The sequence below is a fragment of the Nocardioides sp. P4_G10 genome (assembly GCF_056401175.1).
In genome coordinates this window covers 15090-29750 of record NZ_JBFUJV010000019.1, presented here as the reverse complement: position 1 = coordinate 29750, position 14661 = coordinate 15090, and the positions used below count along the sequence as shown (strand labels likewise).

16 protein-coding genes are annotated in these 14661 nt (G+C 71.4%); 7 read left to right on the top strand and 9 right to left on the bottom strand.

Annotation, left to right across the window (positions count from 1 at the left end; genetic code table 11):
• Positions 1–13: 13 nt before the first annotated feature.
• Entirely contained in the window at positions 14–916 is a 903-nt protein-coding gene (locus AC1DP1_RS17815) for a dihydropteroate synthase (RefSeq protein WP_477507965.1), read from the top strand.
• 25 nt (positions 917–941) lie between these two features.
• On the opposite strand, the gene AC1DP1_RS17810 is transcribed toward AC1DP1_RS17815, so the two are convergent.
• Both AC1DP1_RS17810 and galE read right to left on the bottom strand, forming a co-directional pair.
• On the bottom strand, positions 942–1709 hold the full coding sequence (locus AC1DP1_RS17810; protein WP_477507964.1) for an N-acetylmuramoyl-L-alanine amidase family protein: 768 nt from the start codon (positions 1707–1709) through the stop codon (positions 942–944).
• Positions 1709–2722 carry a UDP-glucose 4-epimerase GalE gene (galE, locus tag AC1DP1_RS17805; RefSeq protein WP_477507963.1) on the bottom strand — a complete coding sequence of 338 codons (1014 nt, stop codon included), beginning with the start codon at positions 2720–2722 and terminating at the stop codon, positions 1709–1711. The genes AC1DP1_RS17810 and galE overlap by 1 nt, the downstream gene beginning before the upstream one ends.
• A 42-nt stretch (positions 2723–2764) precedes the next feature.
• Here galE and gmd point away from each other — a divergent pair, with 42 nt between their 5' ends.
• Both gmd and AC1DP1_RS17795 read left to right on the top strand, forming a co-directional pair.
• Positions 2765–3745: a GDP-mannose 4,6-dehydratase gene (gene gmd / locus AC1DP1_RS17800; protein ID WP_477507962.1), complete on the top strand. Its 981-nt coding sequence runs from the start codon at positions 2765–2767 to the stop codon at positions 3743–3745.
• Positions 3742–4677: a GDP-mannose 4,6-dehydratase gene (locus tag AC1DP1_RS17795; RefSeq protein ID WP_477507961.1), complete on the top strand. Its 936-nt coding sequence runs from the start codon at positions 3742–3744 to the stop codon at positions 4675–4677. The genes gmd and AC1DP1_RS17795 overlap by 4 nt, the downstream gene beginning before the upstream one ends.
• Positions 4678–4689: 12 nt before the next feature.
• Here AC1DP1_RS17795 and AC1DP1_RS17790 read toward each other — a convergent pair whose 3' ends face one another.
• From AC1DP1_RS17790 to rfbA, 5 genes are all read right to left on the bottom strand, one after another.
• The gene (locus tag AC1DP1_RS17790; protein ID WP_477507960.1) at positions 4690–5205 is read right to left on the bottom strand and encodes a hypothetical protein; all 516 of its coding nucleotides are present in this window, start codon (positions 5203–5205) and stop codon (positions 4690–4692) included.
• 11 nt (positions 5206–5216) lie between these two features.
• The gene (locus tag AC1DP1_RS17785) at positions 5217–6992 is read right to left on the bottom strand and encodes an alpha/beta hydrolase (protein WP_477507959.1); all 1776 of its coding nucleotides are present in this window, start codon (positions 6990–6992) and stop codon (positions 5217–5219) included.
• On the bottom strand, positions 6989–7300 hold the full coding sequence (locus AC1DP1_RS17780) for a hypothetical protein (protein WP_300047301.1): 312 nt from the start codon (positions 7298–7300) through the stop codon (positions 6989–6991). The genes AC1DP1_RS17785 and AC1DP1_RS17780 overlap by 4 nt, the downstream gene beginning before the upstream one ends.
• Entirely contained in the window at positions 7297–7875 is a 579-nt protein-coding gene (locus AC1DP1_RS17775; RefSeq protein WP_477507958.1) for a hypothetical protein, read from the bottom strand. Before AC1DP1_RS17775 ends, AC1DP1_RS17780 begins: the two co-directional genes overlap by 4 nt.
• A 78-nt stretch (positions 7876–7953) precedes the next feature.
• On the bottom strand, positions 7954–8820 hold the full coding sequence (rfbA, locus tag AC1DP1_RS17770; protein ID WP_300047305.1) for a glucose-1-phosphate thymidylyltransferase RfbA: 867 nt from the start codon (positions 8818–8820) through the stop codon (positions 7954–7956).
• A 65-nt stretch (positions 8821–8885) separates the two neighbouring features.
• Here rfbA and AC1DP1_RS17765 point away from each other — a divergent pair, with 65 nt between their 5' ends.
• From AC1DP1_RS17765 to AC1DP1_RS17755, 3 genes are read left to right on the top strand one after another with little or no spacing between them, the layout of a single operon-like run.
• Positions 8886–10784 (top strand): DUF4012 domain-containing protein, encoded by a 1899-nt coding sequence (locus AC1DP1_RS17765; protein WP_477507957.1) that lies wholly within the window; start codon positions 8886–8888, stop codon positions 10782–10784.
• Between the two features lie 10 nt (positions 10785–10794).
• A complete protein-coding gene (rfbB, locus tag AC1DP1_RS17760) occupies positions 10795–11793 on the top strand; it encodes a dTDP-glucose 4,6-dehydratase (protein ID WP_477507956.1) in 999 nt (332 codons plus the stop codon).
• The gene (locus AC1DP1_RS17755; RefSeq protein ID WP_477507955.1) at positions 11790–13193 is read left to right on the top strand and encodes a sugar nucleotide-binding protein; all 1404 of its coding nucleotides are present in this window, start codon (positions 11790–11792) and stop codon (positions 13191–13193) included. The genes rfbB and AC1DP1_RS17755 overlap by 4 nt, the downstream gene beginning before the upstream one ends.
• A gap of 85 nt (positions 13194–13278) precedes the next feature.
• Here AC1DP1_RS17755 and AC1DP1_RS17750 read toward each other — a convergent pair whose 3' ends face one another.
• Together AC1DP1_RS17750 and AC1DP1_RS17745 are read right to left on the bottom strand one after the other, a co-directional pair.
• On the bottom strand, positions 13279–13593 hold the full coding sequence (locus AC1DP1_RS17750) for a GIY-YIG nuclease family protein (protein ID WP_477507954.1): 315 nt from the start codon (positions 13591–13593) through the stop codon (positions 13279–13281).
• Positions 13594–13985: 392 nt separating this feature from the next.
• Positions 13986–14279, bottom strand: a complete 294-nt coding sequence (locus AC1DP1_RS17745; RefSeq protein ID WP_191193302.1) for a DUF2516 family protein — start codon at positions 14277–14279, stop codon at positions 13986–13988.
• Positions 14280–14356: 77 nt separating this feature from the next.
• On the opposite strand from AC1DP1_RS17745, the gene AC1DP1_RS17740 reads away from it, so the two are divergent.
• Positions 14357–14659, top strand: coding sequence for an urease subunit gamma (locus tag AC1DP1_RS17740; RefSeq protein ID WP_457190876.1), 303 nt, complete (start codon positions 14357–14359; stop codon positions 14657–14659).
• The last annotated feature ends 2 nt before the right edge of the window (positions 14660–14661 follow it).

Below are 14661 nucleotides of genomic sequence, written 5' to 3'. Positions count from 1 at the left end.
TACGCTGGACGGCGTGATCACCCTTGCGGATCTGGCCGCCCTGCACGCCGAGCACGGCGCGTCGTGGGACAGCCCCGTCACGCCGGTCGTCCTCGACGGACCCCGCGGACCGGTGTCGATCGGCGACGGCCCGGTGACGCTGATGGGCTGCATCAACCTCTCGCGCGACTCGACCTACCGCGAGAGCGTGGCCACCGGTCCCGCCGACGCCGTCCGCATGGGCCGCGTCCAGGCCGCGCAGGGTGCCGCGCTCATCGACCTCGGCGCGGAGTCGAGCAACGCCCGCGCGGCGCGCGTGTCGGCCACCGACCAGATCGCCACCCTCGTGCCCGCCGTGAAGGAGCTCGCCGCCGAGGCCATCGTGTCGGTCGAGACCTACGAGCCGGAGGTGGTCCGCGCCTGCCTCGATGCCGGCGCCCGCGTGCTCAACATGACCGGCCGCCAGCACGAGGACGACATGCTCGCCCTCGCCGCGGAGTACGACGCCGCTGTCGTCATGTGCTTCGGCACGACCGCCAACGTCCGCGACATCGCCGACGTGCCGCCCGACGCCGATCCGATGCCGGTGCTGCTCGACCACTTCGGACCCCGCCTCGAGCACGCCCGCTCCCTCGGCGTGCACAAGGTCGTCGTCGACCCCGGCATGGGCTTCTACTACGGCAACCTCGTCGACCCGATGACCCGCGCGCGCCACCAGGCCCGGGTGCTCGCCCAGACCTTCCAGCTGCGCCCCCTCGGCGCACCCGTCTGCAACGTGCTCCCCCACACCTACGACATCTTCGGCGACGAGTTCCGCAAGGCCGAGGGCTTCTACGGCGTCCTCGCCGCCCTCGGTGGCTCCCACCTCCTCCGGATCCACGAGGTCGCCCACCTCCGCGTCGTCCTCCGCGCGATGGCGGAGCTCGAGGTCCACTGACCGAGCCGGACGTTCTGAATTGACGTCAGTTCAGGAAGCGGCGCACCCCGGAGACCAGGCCGCGGGCGTAGCGGGCGCGGCCCGAGGGCGAGGTCATCACCCGGGCCTCGGACGCGCTGCGCATGTTGCCGAGCTCGACCATCACGGTGGGGACGTCGGAGAGGTTGAGCGTGCCGAGGTCGGAGCGTACGTCGATCCCGTCCCCACCGGCCGTGTAGGTCGCGACGCCGAAGCGCTGGGACAGCAGGCCGGCCTTCACCGAGGTCGCCAGCCGCATCGACGGCCGGTGGATGTCGGCGGTCCACGGCGCCCGGTCGGGCGGGGCGATGACGTGGAAGCCGCGCGCGCCGGAGGCGTACGAGCCGTCGGCGTGGACCGACACCTTGAGGTCGGCGGCGGGACGGGACGAGGTGGCGTTGCCGGCCCGGCCGCGCTCGTCGACGCACGGACCCCAGCGGTCCTGACGGTTGCTCTGCCGGGTCAGGCGCACCGTCGCGCCGAGCTCGCGCAGCCGCGCCGCGACCAGCCGGGACACCTGCCAGACGAAGGTCGCCTCCGGGTAGCCGCCGTTGGTCGCCGTGCCGGTGGTGTTGCAGGGCTTGGTGAAGCCGCCGGCGGGCACCGGTCGGTGGATGCGTCGCGGGAAGTTGTGGTTGCCGAGCTGGTGGCCCGGATCGATGACGACCAACCGGCCGGCCAGGGGCTTCGACGCCTGCACCTCGACCACCGACGACGCCGGCGGTACGGGCAGCAGGCAGCCCAGCAGGAGCACGACCGCGGCCCGGCGGAGCATCAGCCGGCGAAGCCCCGGGGGTTCTGCGACTGCCAGCGCCACGTGTCGGCCGCCATGTCGTCGACGGTCTTCACGGTGCTCCAGCCGAGCTCGCGGTTGGCCTTGGACGGGTCGGCGTAGGACGTCGCGACGTCGCCGGGGCGGCGGTCGACGATCTCGTAGGGGATCTCACGGCCGACGGCCTTCTCGAACGCGCGGACCATCTCGAGCACGCTCGTGCCGTGGCCGGAGCCGAGGTTCCAGGTGTGGACCGCCTCGTCGGTGTCGGCGAGAGCCTTCAGCGCGGCGATGTGTCCGGCGGCGAGGTCCTCGACGTGGATGTAGTCGCGCACGCCGGTGCCGTCGACCGTGTCGTAGTCGCCGCCGAAGACCATCAGCTTCTCGCGCTTGCCGACCGCGACCTGGGCGATGTAGGGCACGAGGTTGTTGGGGATGCCCGACGGGTCCTCGCCGATCGTGCCGGAGGGGTGCGCGCCGACCGGGTTGAAGTAGCGCAGCAGCGCGAACCGCATCCGGGGACGGGCGATCGCGACGTCACGCAGGATCTGCTCCTGCATGACCTTGGTCCAGCCGTAGGGGTTGGTCGCGTAGGTGGGGCGGTCCTCGGTCGCGGCGGCCTGGTCCTCGCCGTAGACCGTCGCGCTGGAGGAGAAGACCAGGTTGTCGACGTCGTAGCGCTGCATCGCCCGCACCAGCGCGAAGGTGGAGACGAGGTTGTTCTCGTAGTACTCCAGCGGCTTCTCGACGCTCTCGCCGACGGCCTTGTGGCCAGCGAAGTGGATCACGCCGTCGAAGTGCTCGGTCGCGAAGAGGTGCTCGGTCTTGTCGTGGTCGGTGAGGTCGAAGGAGTGCAGCGTGATCCGCGTCCCGGTCAGCGCCTCGAGCCGCCCCGTCACCGTCGGGTGGGAGTTGCTGAAGTTGTCGACGATGACGACGTCGTAGCCTGCGGCGACGAGCTGGACGACGGTGTGCGAGCCGATGTAGCCGGCGCCGCCGCTCACGAGGATCTTCATGCGGCCACCCTAACGAGACGGCGCCCTGACAGAATGCCGCGCATGCCCAGCGCGCTCATCACCGGGATCACGGGGCAGGACGGGCTCTACCTCGCCGAGCTCCTGCTGGAGAAGGGGTACGACGTCCACGGCCTGCTCCGCGGCCAGAACAACCCGCGGCGCGCGTTGGTCGAGGACCTCGTCCCGGACGTCCGGCTGCACACCGGCGACCTGACCGACCTGTCCAGCCTGATGCGGGCGATGCGCGACTCGGATCCTGACGAGGTCTACAACCTCGGCGCGATCTCCTTCGTCGCCTACTCGTGGGAGAACGCCTTCGTGACCAGCGACGTCACCGGCATGGGCGTCCTCAACATGCTCGAGGCCGTACGCCTCCACGCCGGCGACGACCCGTCGGCGATCCGCTTCTACCAGGCCTCGAGCTCGGAGATGTTCGGCAAGGTGCAGGAGGTGCCGCAGTCCGAGCGGACCCTGCTGTGGCCCCGCTCGCCCTACGGGGTCAGCAAGGTCTACGGCCACTACATGACGATCAACTACCGCGAGTCCTACGGCATGCACGCGTCCTCGGGCATCCTCTTCAACCACGAGTCGCCACGTCGCGGGCCCGAGTTCGTCACCCGCAAGATCAGCCAGGCCGTCGCCCGGATCCACCTCGGCCAGCAGGACTCGGTGGCGCTCGGCAACCTCGACGCGCGACGCGACTGGGGCTACGCCGGCGACTACGTCGAGGCGATGTGGCGGATGCTGCAGCAGGACGAGGCCGACGACTACGTCATTGCCACCGGTCAGACGTGGTCGATCCGCGACTTCCTCGACGTCGCCTTCGCCCACGTGGGCATCGACGACTGGACCAAGCACGTCACCCAGGACCCCCGCTTCATGCGCCCGGCCGAGGTCGAGATGCTGATCGGCGACGCGAGCAAGGCCCGCGACCGGCTCGGCTGGACGCCCACCGTCTCCTTCCACGAGCTCGTCGCGATGATGGTCGACGCCGACATCGCCGCCGCCAAGGCGGGCTGGTGACCGCGACCGCGTTCATCACCGGCATCGGCGGACAGGACGGCAGCTACCTCGCCGAGCGGCTGCTCGCCGACGGCATGGAGGTGCACGCGCTGGTCCTCGAGGCCGACGGCCACCCGGCCCACTGCCCCGACGAGGTGGTCCTCCACGCCGGCGACCTCGGCGACGTCGGGGCCACCCGGCGGCTGGTGCGCGAGATCGCACCGCGCGAGGTATACAACCTCGCCGCGATCAGCTCGGTCGCGCAGTCGTGGGGCGAGCCCGACCGCACCGCCCACGTGAACGGCCTGGCCGCGGTGGCCCTGATGGAGTCGGCGCGCGAGGTCGCCGGCGTACGCCTCGTGCAGGCGTCGAGCGCGGAGATCTTCGGCGATGCCGCGACCTCGCCCCAGGACGAGGCCACGCCCATCGCGCCGGTCAACCCGTACGGCGCCGCGAAGGCCTTCGCCCACCTGTCCGCCCGCGTCTTCCGCCAGCGCGACCTGCACGTCTCGAGCGCGATCCTCTACAACCACGAGTCGCCGCGCCGGCACCCGCGCTTCGTGACCCGCAAGATCACCTCGACGGTCGCCGCCATCGCCCGCGGCGAGGCCGACGAGCTGGTCCTCGGCAACGTCGACGTACGCCGCGACTGGGGGTGGGCCCCTGACTACGTCGACGCGATGATCCGCGCCGCCCGCGCGGACGAGCCGGGCGACTACGTCGTCGCGACCGGGATCGCCCACTCCGTCCGGGACTTCGTGGCCGCCGCCTTCGCGGCGGCCGGCATCGACGACTGGGAGCACCTCGTGCGGCAGGACGCAGCGTTCTTCCGGCCGGCCGACCCGGCCGAGCTGGTCGGCGACGCGAGCCGCGCGCGCGACGAGCTGGGTTGGGCGCCCACGGTGGACTTCGCCGAGATCGTGCGGCGCATGGTCGCCACCGACCTCGCCTGAGCGACCGAAGAGTCAGTCGAGGGGGATGTCCTCGGAGTTGTCGCGGTCGACCGGCTCGGAGTCCTTGGGCACCTCGACCTCGCCCTCCTGGTCGAGGGTGAGCACCAGCTCGCGCTCGCCGACCTTGGTCCACCCGATGGTGGTGCGGAAGTCGTCGCGCTCGAGCTGCGCCCACGGCTCGGAGGCGTCGAGGCCGTCGGAGGTCCGCTTCCACCCGGCGTCCTCGAGCGCCGTCGCGGCCTGGTCGACCTGCTCGCCCTCGGCACCCTCGCCGACGACGACCGCCGACGCCTTGTAGTCCTCGGCGCGGTAGGTCGACATGCCCTCGCTCTCGACCCGGCCCTGCGCGCGCTCGAGGGCGAGGCCGGCGCCGGTGATCGCTGCGGCCATGTCGCGGAGCTCGGCGTTGACCGCCTGCTTCATCGACGCCAGGTCGTCGGCGGCCTGCTCGGGGTCGGGGTCGCCGCACGACCCCAGCCCCACGGCGAGCGCGAGGGCCAGGAGGAGCCGGAGCGGGAGGAGTCTCATGCGCTCCATCCTCACCGGTCGGGGCTCGTGTCGGAACGACCGGGCTGGTTGGCGGTCGGGTCGCGGTCCCACTCGGGGTCCTGCGGCGGGCCCCACCACGGGTCGTAGCTCTGCTCCGCGGTGTTGATGTCGTCGCCGTGACCGTCGACGACGCGCCCGATGTTGTAGAGCGACTCGGTGTCCTGGTCGAGGTAGGAGCTGTGCGCGTCGCCGGTGTTGCGGTGCCAGCTGCGGTCGACGTCCTCGGCCTCGAAGCGGTTGGCGTCGAAGTCCTCCGACGACGGGTCGGTGCCCAGCCCGATGCCGAACTTGCCGACCCACCCCTCGTCGCCGAGCACGGCCACGAAGTCGCGGCTGTCGCGACCGACGTAGACGTGGTCGGCGCCGGGACCGAGGTCGCTGGCGTGGTCGGCCGGACCCGCTCCGGGGCTGCCGATGAGGACCACCTCGTCGACGTCGGACGTGTCCCCGTGGGTGGCGTACGACGTCGTGGTGGAGCCGTAGCTGTGGCCGACGGCGGTGAGGTGGGCGGGGTCGTCGGGCCGGGAGGCACGCAGTCCGTCGATGGCGTCGGCGAGGTTGCGGCCACCCTCCTCGGCGCGTCCCTCGCTGAGGGTCGCGAGGTCGGTCGGCCCGTGGGGCGCGTCGTAGCCGAGCCAGAACATGGTGGCGACGCTGGAGCCGTCGCCGTTGTAGCGCGTCGACTCGTAGAGGTTCATCATCCGGTCGGTGTAGTAGGTCGTGTCGCCCATGTCGGTGTTGATGCCCGGCGTGAAGACCGCGACGTCGGTCGCGTGGTCGAGGTCGCCGACCGCGACGGCGACCCGGCCGTCGCCCTCGTAGGCAGCGGGGTCGTAGAGCCACAGCACGCCGCCGGGCTTGAGGTCGGGGTCGAGCGGGTCGGTGTAGGCGTCGGCGTTGGCGAGCGCGTCGCGCGCCTGTCCCGCGTTGGCGAGCATCTTGCGCTCGAGCGGCGAGATGGTGCCGTCGTCGTCCTTGGCGGCGAGCCGCGCGAGGTCGTCGTCGAGGAGCACCCGGTTGGCCTGGTCGCGGGCGCCGGCCGGGAGGCCGTCACCCTGGCCGATCCGCTCGGGGTAGGCCGCGATCACGGCCTCGCGCTCGGCCTCGGTGAGGCTGTCCCACCAGCGCTGCACCTCCTCGGGCGTGGCGCCGCTGCCGGGCGCACCGGGACGGTTCATCGCCGACTCCGCCATCGGCGGGATGCCGCCGTCCGACGACAGCGCCTCCGGCAGGGTGTCGGCGGCCTGGAAGACCTGGCGCAGCAGCGTCTCGTTGTCGCGGACGCGTCGCTGCAGGTCGTCGTCGGCGGTGACCAGCTCGGAGTAGTCGATGCGCAGCTCGACCGCCCGCTCGCGGAAGGCGGCGATCTCGTTGTCGGTGGCCTCGGTGGCGGCGTTGATGTCGGCGATCAGCGCGGTGCGCCGGTCGTCGAGACCGCGCTTGCGCTCGACGAGGTCCTCGTGGTCGCGCAGCAGGTCGCGCAGGGTGTCGGCGAAGGCGGTCACCCCGCGCCCGACGCGGCGCACGGTGGTGGCCATCGCCGAGTGCTCGGTCGACGCCTCGCCGGAGGCCTCCTTGTAGGACTGGTAGGCGATGCCGGCCCAGCTGCCGAGCTCCTGCAGCTCGCGGCAGCGGTCGGCGAACTCCTCGTAGCGCCCGGCCGCGGCGTAGATGGTCGTGGCGAGCCCGTCGGCCCCGCCCGCGTCGCCCTCGGGCTTCTTGATCTGCGCCGGGACCGACGCCGGGATCTCGATCGTGACGGTCATCGGGCCGACCCCAGACGTCCGTCGAGGTCGCTGAACTGCCGGTCGGTGGCGTCGTCGGTGGTCGAGTAGTCGTCGGCGGTCGCGTGCAGCGCGCCCACGAAGCCCTGCGCGATGGCGGCGCTCTCCCCGGCGTAGCCGGACCACCGCGTCAGGAACGTCGTCGCCGCGCCCTGGACGCTCGGCGGCAGCGACGAGGCGGCAGCGCCGCCGAGCTCGCGCGCCGAGGTCTCCATCAGCGTCTCCTGCGACTCCCACCCCTGGGTGCCGCGGCGGAGGGTCTCCATCTGCCAGACCAGCGGGTCGCTCATCGCGCACCCCCGCCGATCGCCTCGGCCACAGCAGCGTCGCCCACGACCACGAGGGCGGAGCGGATCCTCAGCACCACCCGCCTGGCGGCGGGCGCCAGGACCTGCACGTCCTCACGGCCGATCGTCCCGGGGCGTCCGGCCAGCACACGGGGTACGCCGTCGGGCGGCGCCAGCACGTGCCACCCGTCGGACTCGTCGAGCAGGTCCTGGGCGCGCTGGAGCGCGCCGGACGCGACGACCGGGTCGAGGTCGTCGAACGTCGCGGTGCCCTGCCACCGAAGGGTGCCGGGCGCGGACCCGGCGAACCACACGTCGTCGAGGTGGATCGGCTCGGCGTCGAGGCCGAGGGCCGCCCACAGCCCGGCCATCCGGGCTCGCAGCTCCTGACGCGCCGCCTCGGGGTCGACCGTCGGCTCGCCGGCCGGGACCTCGGTGCGATCGGGCGACTCGGGCGGGAGCACCACGAGGTCGACGTCGTCGTGGCGACGGAGCACCGTCGCCCAGAACGGGTCCTGCAGCACCTGTCGGGCCGCGGGCGCACCCGAGACGAGGTCGAGCGAGGTCGGATCGGGCACGGGGCCTCCTTCAGGATGCGGCTGGGGTGCTCTCCGCTACTCCTGACCCTCCCCCGCCGGGGACCCGCCCAAACGCGGTCAGCCGTGCTTGAGGAGGCCGAGCAGGTACTCGCCGTAGCCGCTCTTGCGCAGCGGCTCTGCGCGGGCGACGAGCTCGTCGTCGGAGAGGAAGCCCATCCGCCAGGCGACCTCCTCGGGCGCGCCGACCTTGAAGCCCTGGCGGCCCTCGATGGTGCGGACGAAGTTGGAGGCGTCGTTCAGCGAGTCGAAGGTGCCGGTGTCGAGCCACGCGGTGCCACGCGGGAGCACCTCGACGTGGAGACGACCCTCCTCGAGGTAGCGCCGGTTGAGGTCGGTGATCTCCAGCTCGCCGCGCGCGGACGGCGCCAGCTCGGCGGCGTACTCCACCACGTCGTTGTCGTAGAAGTAGAGGCCCGGCACCGCGAAGTCGCTCTTCGGGTGCTCCGGCTTCTCCTCCAGCGACAGCGCCCGGCCCTGGTCGTCGAACTCCACCACGCCGTAGGCGCGGGGGTCGGCGACGTGGTAGCCGAAGACCGCGGCGCCGTCGAGCTCGGAGAAGCGCAGCAGCTGCTGGCCGAGGCCGGAGCCGTAGAAGATGTTGTCGCCGAGGACCAGGGCGGACCGCTCGGAGCCGATGTGGTCGGCGCCGATGATGAAGGCCTGCGCGAGGCCGTCGGGGCTCGGCTGCACCGCGAAGGTCAGGTTGATGCCGAACTGCGAGCCGTCGCCGAGCAGACGGTGGAAGCCGTCGGCCTCGTGGGGCGTCGTGATGATCAGGACGTCCCGGATCCCCGCCAGCATCAGCGTGGAGAGCGGGTAGTAGATCATCGGCTTGTCGTAGACCGGCACCAGCTGCTTGCTGATGCCCTGGGTGATCGGGTGCAGTCGCGAGCCGGTACCACCGGCCAGGATGATTCCGCGCATGGGTGAACCCTAGGGGGTGCGTCCGGGATTCTCGTGGGTCCTCACCCCTTTGGCACCATGTGCGCATGCCATCCACCCGTCGCGCCGCGCCGCGACGGCTGATCCGGCCGGCGACCGTCATCGGCGGGCTTCTCCTGCTGCTGGTCGTCCTGGTCCTGCTGGCCATCCCGTTCCTCTCGGCCCCGGGCCATGCCGAGGACGCGCGGGCCGAGCTCACCGCCGCCAAGGACGCGCTGGACGCCGGTGACACCGACGCCGCGGTCGCGGCCGTGGAGCGCGCCCGCTCGGAGACCGACGACCTGCAGGGCTCGGTCCAGGGCATCGGCGGCGACGTGTGGAGCTGGGTGCCGGTCGCCGGCGGCCCGGTGCGCGACGTACGACGCCTCGGCAACGCCCTCGACCAGCTCGTCGCCGTGGCGGAGACCGGCGTACGCATCCTGCCGCAGGTGCGCGGCGAGGAGTCGACCCTGGTCAACAACGGCAACGTCGACATCGACGTGCTGGAGGACGTGATCGACGACCTGCGCGGGGTGTCGACGCGACTGGCCGACGCGCAGGCCGAGCTCGCCGACGTCGCCGACTCCCGTGTCGTGGTCGGCGATCGGCTCGCCGAGGCGCGCGACCAGGCGCAGGGCGAGGTGGACCCGCTGGCCGACGGCCTCGAGACGATCGACCCGCTGCTCGACCAGCTGCCCAAGGTCCTCGGGCGCGACGCCAGCCGGCAGTACCTCGTGGCGCTGCTCAACCCCGCCGAGATGCTCTACTCCGGCGGCACCCCGCAGACGTTCGTGCCGGTCGACCTCGACCGGGGCCGCCTGTCGATGGGCGAGACGGTCGACCTGTCGACCGCCCCCGGCGCGGCCCAGCCCCGCTACTGGAAGAAGGTCAGCGGCAACCCGCTCCACCGCGGGCAGATGAAGCCGGCGCTGGCGACCATGGCCCCCGACTGGGAGGTCTCGGGCAACGAGCTGGCCAACGCCTGGCGCAGCCTGCGTGGCCGCCGGCTCGCCGGCGTGGTGGTGATCGACGTGGTCGCGCTGTCCAAGCTGCTCGAGGTCTCCGGTCCGATCGAGGTGCCCACCCTCGGCACCCTGACCGGCGACAACCTGGTCGAGAAGCTCATCGGCAGCTACGACGACTACCCCGACCCCGCCGCGCGCAAGGCGGTCAACCGCGCACTCGCCCCGGTCTTCGTCGAGCGACTGCTCTCCGGCAACGACCCGGTCGGCACCGGCCGCGTGCTGGGCGAGGCCGCCGACGAGCGACGCTTCGCCCTCTACTTCCGCAGCCCCGACGAGCAGGCGGCCTTCGACGGCCTCGGCCTCACCGGCCGGCTCTCCGACACCGAGCACGACTACATCGGCGTCTTCACGCAGAACAAGGTGCCCAGCAAGTCCGACTACTGGCAGCGCCGCACCGTCAGCACCGACGTCGCGGTGCGCGAGGACGGCAGCGCGCGCGTGCGGATGGAGGTCGAGGTCCACAACGACTCACCGGCCTACGTCCAGCCGGTGCCCGACCCGCGGCAGGGCTACTTCACCCGCTGGAACACGCTCAGCGTCGCACCGTTCCTCCCCACCGGCGCCACCTTCGACTCCGTCGAGGTCGACGGCGAGCCCGTCGAGACGTCGCCTCGCAACTTCTTCGGCCGCTACTTCATCCGCCCCGAGATCGAGTTCGCGCCGCAGGCCCGCCACACCCTCGCGGTGACGTACGACGTCCCTGCCGCCGCGGTGCGCGACGGCGACGGGCTCGCCTACCGGCTGGCGCTCGACCCGCAGGGCATGGTCGACCCGCAGGACGTCCGGGTCCGGGTCAGCTTCCCGCGCGGCTACGCCGTCGAGGACGGCCCGTCCGGCACCGGCCTGCCCGACGGCTGGTCGACGCGCGGCGGTCGCGTGGCGACGTACACCACCGACGCGCTCGAGGTGGCCGAGTCGTTCGAGATCGTCGCTCGCCCCTAGACTCCGCGGCATGGAACGCCTTCTTGTGACCGGGGGCGCGGGGTTCATCGGGTCGAACTTCGTGCACCACCTCGTCGACCACACCGACCTGACGATCACGGTGCTCGACAAGCTGACCTACGCCGCCTCGAAGGAATCCCTCGCAGGTCTGCCCGAGGACCGCGTGCAGCTGGTGGTCGGCGACATCGCCGACGAGGACGTCGTCGACCCGCTGGTGGCGGCCCACGACGCGGTCGTCCACTACGCGGCCGAGTCGCACAACGACAACTCGCTCAACGACCCGAGCCCGTTCATCAAGACCAACATCCTCGGGACCTACACGATCCTCGAGGCGGTGCGGAAGCACGACAAGCGCCTGCACCACGTCTCGACCGACGAGGTCTACGGCGACCTCGAGCTCGACGACCCCAAGCGCTTCACCGAGGACACCCCCTACAACCCGTCCTCCCCCTACTCCGCCTCCAAGGCCGGCTCCGACCACCTGGTGCGTGCGTGGGTCCGCAGCTTCGGCGTGCGGGCGACGGTGTCGAACTGCTCGAACAACTACGGGCCCTGGCAGCACATCGAGAAGTTCATCCCGCGCCAGATCACCAACGTCATCGACGGCGTGCGCCCCAAGCTCTACGGCTCGGGCGAGAACGTCCGCGACTGGATCCACGCCGACGACCACTCCTCGGCCGTGCTCACGATCCTCGAGAAGGGCAGCATCGGCGAGACCTACCTCATCGGTGCCGACGGCGAGAAGAACAACCTCGAGGTCGTCCGCCTGATCCTCAAGCTGATGGGCAGGTCGGAGGAGGACTTCGACCACGTCAACGACCGCGCCGGCCACGACATGCGCTACGCGATCGAGTCGGGCAAGCTGCGCCAGGAGCTGGGCTGGCAGCCGCAGTTCCAGGACTTCGAGGCGGGCCTGGCCAACACCGTCGAGTGGTACCAGAACCACGAGGACTGGTGGCGTCCCCACAAGGACGCGACGGAGGCGAAGTACGCGGAGAAGGGCCAGTGACCCTCCCCTCCCTCGAGACGACGCCGATCCCGGGCCTCGTCGTCGTACGGCTCGACCGCCGCGACGACGCCCGCGGGTTCTTCAAGGAGAACTGGCAGCGCGAGAAGATGCTCGCGATCGGCCTGCCCGACTTCGGGCCGGTCCAGAACAACGTCTCCTTCAACGCCGACCGCGGCGTGACGCGCGGCATCCACACCGAGCCGTGGGACAAGTTCGTCTCGCTGGCCACGGGCCGGATCTTCGGCGCCTGGGTCGACATGCGTGAGGGCGACAGCTTCGGCGCGACGTTCACCCTCGACATGGACACCTCGGTCGCGGTCTTCGTGCCGCGCGGCGTGGGCAACAGCTACCAGGTGCTGGAGGACGCGACCGCCTACACCTACCTGGTCAACGCGCACTGGCGCCCCGGCATCGCCTACCCCGCCCTCTCCCTCGACGACCCCACGGTCGCGATCGACTGGCCGATCCCGCTGAGCGAGGCCATCATCAGCGAGAAGGACCAGAACAACCCCGGCCTCGACCCGTCGACGGCGATCCCCGCCAAGAGGACGCTCGTCCTCGGCGGCGGCGGCCAGCTCGGCCTCGCCCTCGCGGACGCCTTCCCGGGCTGCGACTCGGTCACCCGCGCGGAGCTCGACGTCACCGACGCCGAGGCCGTCGCTTCCTGGCCGTGGCACGAGTACGCCGTCGTGCTCAACGCCGCGGCGTACACCGCCGTCGACGCGGCGGAGACCCCCGAGGGGCGGGTCGCCGCCTGGGCGGCCAACGCCACCGGCCCCGCCACCCTTGCCGGCCTCGCCCGCCAGCACGGGTTCACCCTCGTCCACTTCTCCTCGGACTACGTCTTCGACGGCACCGCGCCCCTCGAGCCCGGCCACACCGAGGACGAGCCGCTCTCACCGCTCGGCGTCTACGCGCAGACCAAGGCTGCCGGAGACGTCGCCGTCTCGCTGGCCCCGCGCCACTACGTCCTGCGCACCTCGTGGGTCATCGGCGAGGGCAAGAACTTCGTCCGCACCATGCAGTCGCTCGCCGAGAAGGGCGTCTCCCCCAGCGTCGTCGACGACCAGGTCGGCCGGCTCACCTTCACCGACGAGCTGGTCCGGGCCACCCGCCACCTGCTCGACAGCGACGCCGCGTTCGGCACCTACCACGTGTCCAACGGCGGCCCCGCCATGTCGTGGCGCGAGATCGCGCAGGCGGTCTTCGAACGCTCCGGCCGCAGCGCCGACGACGTGTCGGGCACGAGCACCGCGTCGTACGCCGAGGGGGTGCTGGCGCAGGGCAACCCGTTCGCCCCGCGTCCGCTCAACTCCGCGATGTCGCTGGAGAAGCTCCGCGCCACCGGGTTCGAGCCCGAGGACGCGACGGCCGCCCTCGACCGCTACCTGGCGGGCTGACGCCCGCCTCCCCCGCTGGTTGAGGAGGTCGTGGACTCCCCCGCTGGTTGAGGAGGTCGCGCAGCGACCGTCACGAAACCAGATCTCAAGAAGTAGAGCCCTTCCCGCGCGCCCTGAGGGCCTCCCAGCTGCGGCTCGAGAGCATCCCGAGCTCATCGGTCCGGTCGTCGATCAGCGCCTGGCGCTTCGCGCGGGACCAGCCCTGGATCCGCTTCTCCATCGCGAACGCGTCGGCAATCCGGTCGCACTCACCGGTCCAGACGAGCTCCACCGGCCGCCGCCGACGGGTGTACGCCGCCCCGACTCCCTCGTTGTGCTCGAAAACGCGTCGCTCGATCTCCCACGTGCTGCCGACGTAGAAGCTGTCGTCGGAGCAGCGAAGGATGTAGACGTAGGGCATCCGCCGAGCGTGACCCCTGCGGTGGCGTGCCAGCCAGTGGTTGCTGCGGATCTGTGGATGACCGCACCCCGCTGGTCGAGGAGGTCGCCCCGCGACCGTCACGAGACCCCGTCCGTGGCCAGATGGTCTCGTGACAGGACGACGTCCTTCCTCGACCAACGGAGGAGTCAGCCCAGCACCCCCGCTGGTCGAGGAGGTCGCCCCGCGACCGTCACGAGACCCCGTCCRTGCTCAGAGGTCTCTTGACAGGACTACGTCCTTCCTCGACCGACGGAGAAGTCAGCCCAGCACCCCCGCTGGTCGAGGAGGTCGCCCCCGCGACCGTCACGAGACCCCGTCCGTGCTCAGAGGTCTCGTGACAGGACTACGTCCTTCCTCGACCAGCGAAGGGGTCAGCGGCGTGAGGTGACCTCGGCGAGCGCGGGGCGGACGTCGGCGATGTAGACGAGCGAGGCGATGGTGAAGACGAGGTGGATCAGCCCGAGGGGCGAGGAGCCGATGAGGATCAGCTGGGCGGCGAAACCGAGGCCCGTGATCGCGCACCACGCCTGCTTGGTGAGCTTGCCGGCCGCCTCGTAGGCCTCGGCCGAGTAGGTCAGCGAGTTGATGAACGCGAATCCCTTGACCGCGAGCAGCACGACGAGCACCACCAGCATGAGGGTGCTCTGGAACGCGTAGATGTTCACGCCACGAGGGTAGTCGACGTAGCGAGACGTGACGGTGACGTCACGTGCCCGAAACAGCGGCTGCCTACGTTGCGTGGGTGCACCTGACCCCCTCCGACACCGAGAAGCTGCTGCTCGCCGTGGCCGGCATGGTCGCCCGCGACCGGCTGGCCCGCGGCGTCCGCCTCAACTACCCGGAGTCCGTCGCGCTGCTCAGCACCTGGGTGATCGAGCGCGCCCGCGAAGGCGCATCGGTCGCCGAGCTGATGTCGACCGGCCGAGAGGTGCTCACCTCGGTCCAGGTGATGCCCGACGTGGTGCCGATGCTGACCGAGGTGCAGGTCGAGGCGACCTTCCCTGACGGCCGCAAGCTCGTCACCCTCCACGACCCGATCGGCTGAGA

Excerpts from the sequence above, each read along its gene's own strand:
- AC1DP1_RS17810 (WP_477507964.1), bottom strand. The coding sequence starts at position 1,709 with ATGCTCCGCCGGGCCGCGGTCGTGCTCCTGCTGGGCTGCCTGCTGCCC.
- galE (WP_477507963.1), bottom strand. The coding sequence starts at position 2,722 with ATGAAGATCCTCGTGAGCGGCGGCGCCGGCTACATCGGCTCGCACACC.
- gmd (WP_477507962.1), top strand. The coding sequence starts at position 2,765 with ATGCCCAGCGCGCTCATCACCGGGATCACGGGGCAGGACGGGCTCTAC.
- AC1DP1_RS17790 (WP_477507960.1), bottom strand. The coding sequence starts at position 5,205 with ATGAGACTCCTCCCGCTCCGGCTCCTCCTGGCCCTCGCGCTCGCCGTG.
- AC1DP1_RS17785 (WP_477507959.1), bottom strand. The coding sequence starts at position 6,992 with ATGACCGTCACGATCGAGATCCCGGCGTCGGTCCCGGCGCAGATCAAG.
- AC1DP1_RS17780 (WP_300047301.1), bottom strand. The coding sequence starts at position 7,300 with ATGAGCGACCCGCTGGTCTGGCAGATGGAGACCCTCCGCCGCGGCACC.
- rfbA (WP_300047305.1), bottom strand. The coding sequence starts at position 8,820 with ATGCGCGGAATCATCCTGGCCGGTGGTACCGGCTCGCGACTGCACCCG.
- AC1DP1_RS17765 (WP_477507957.1), top strand. The coding sequence starts at position 8,886 with ATGCCATCCACCCGTCGCGCCGCGCCGCGACGGCTGATCCGGCCGGCG.
- rfbB (WP_477507956.1), top strand. The coding sequence starts at position 10,795 with ATGGAACGCCTTCTTGTGACCGGGGGCGCGGGGTTCATCGGGTCGAAC.
- AC1DP1_RS17750 (WP_477507954.1), bottom strand. The coding sequence starts at position 13,593 with ATGCCCTACGTCTACATCCTTCGCTGCTCCGACGACAGCTTCTACGTC.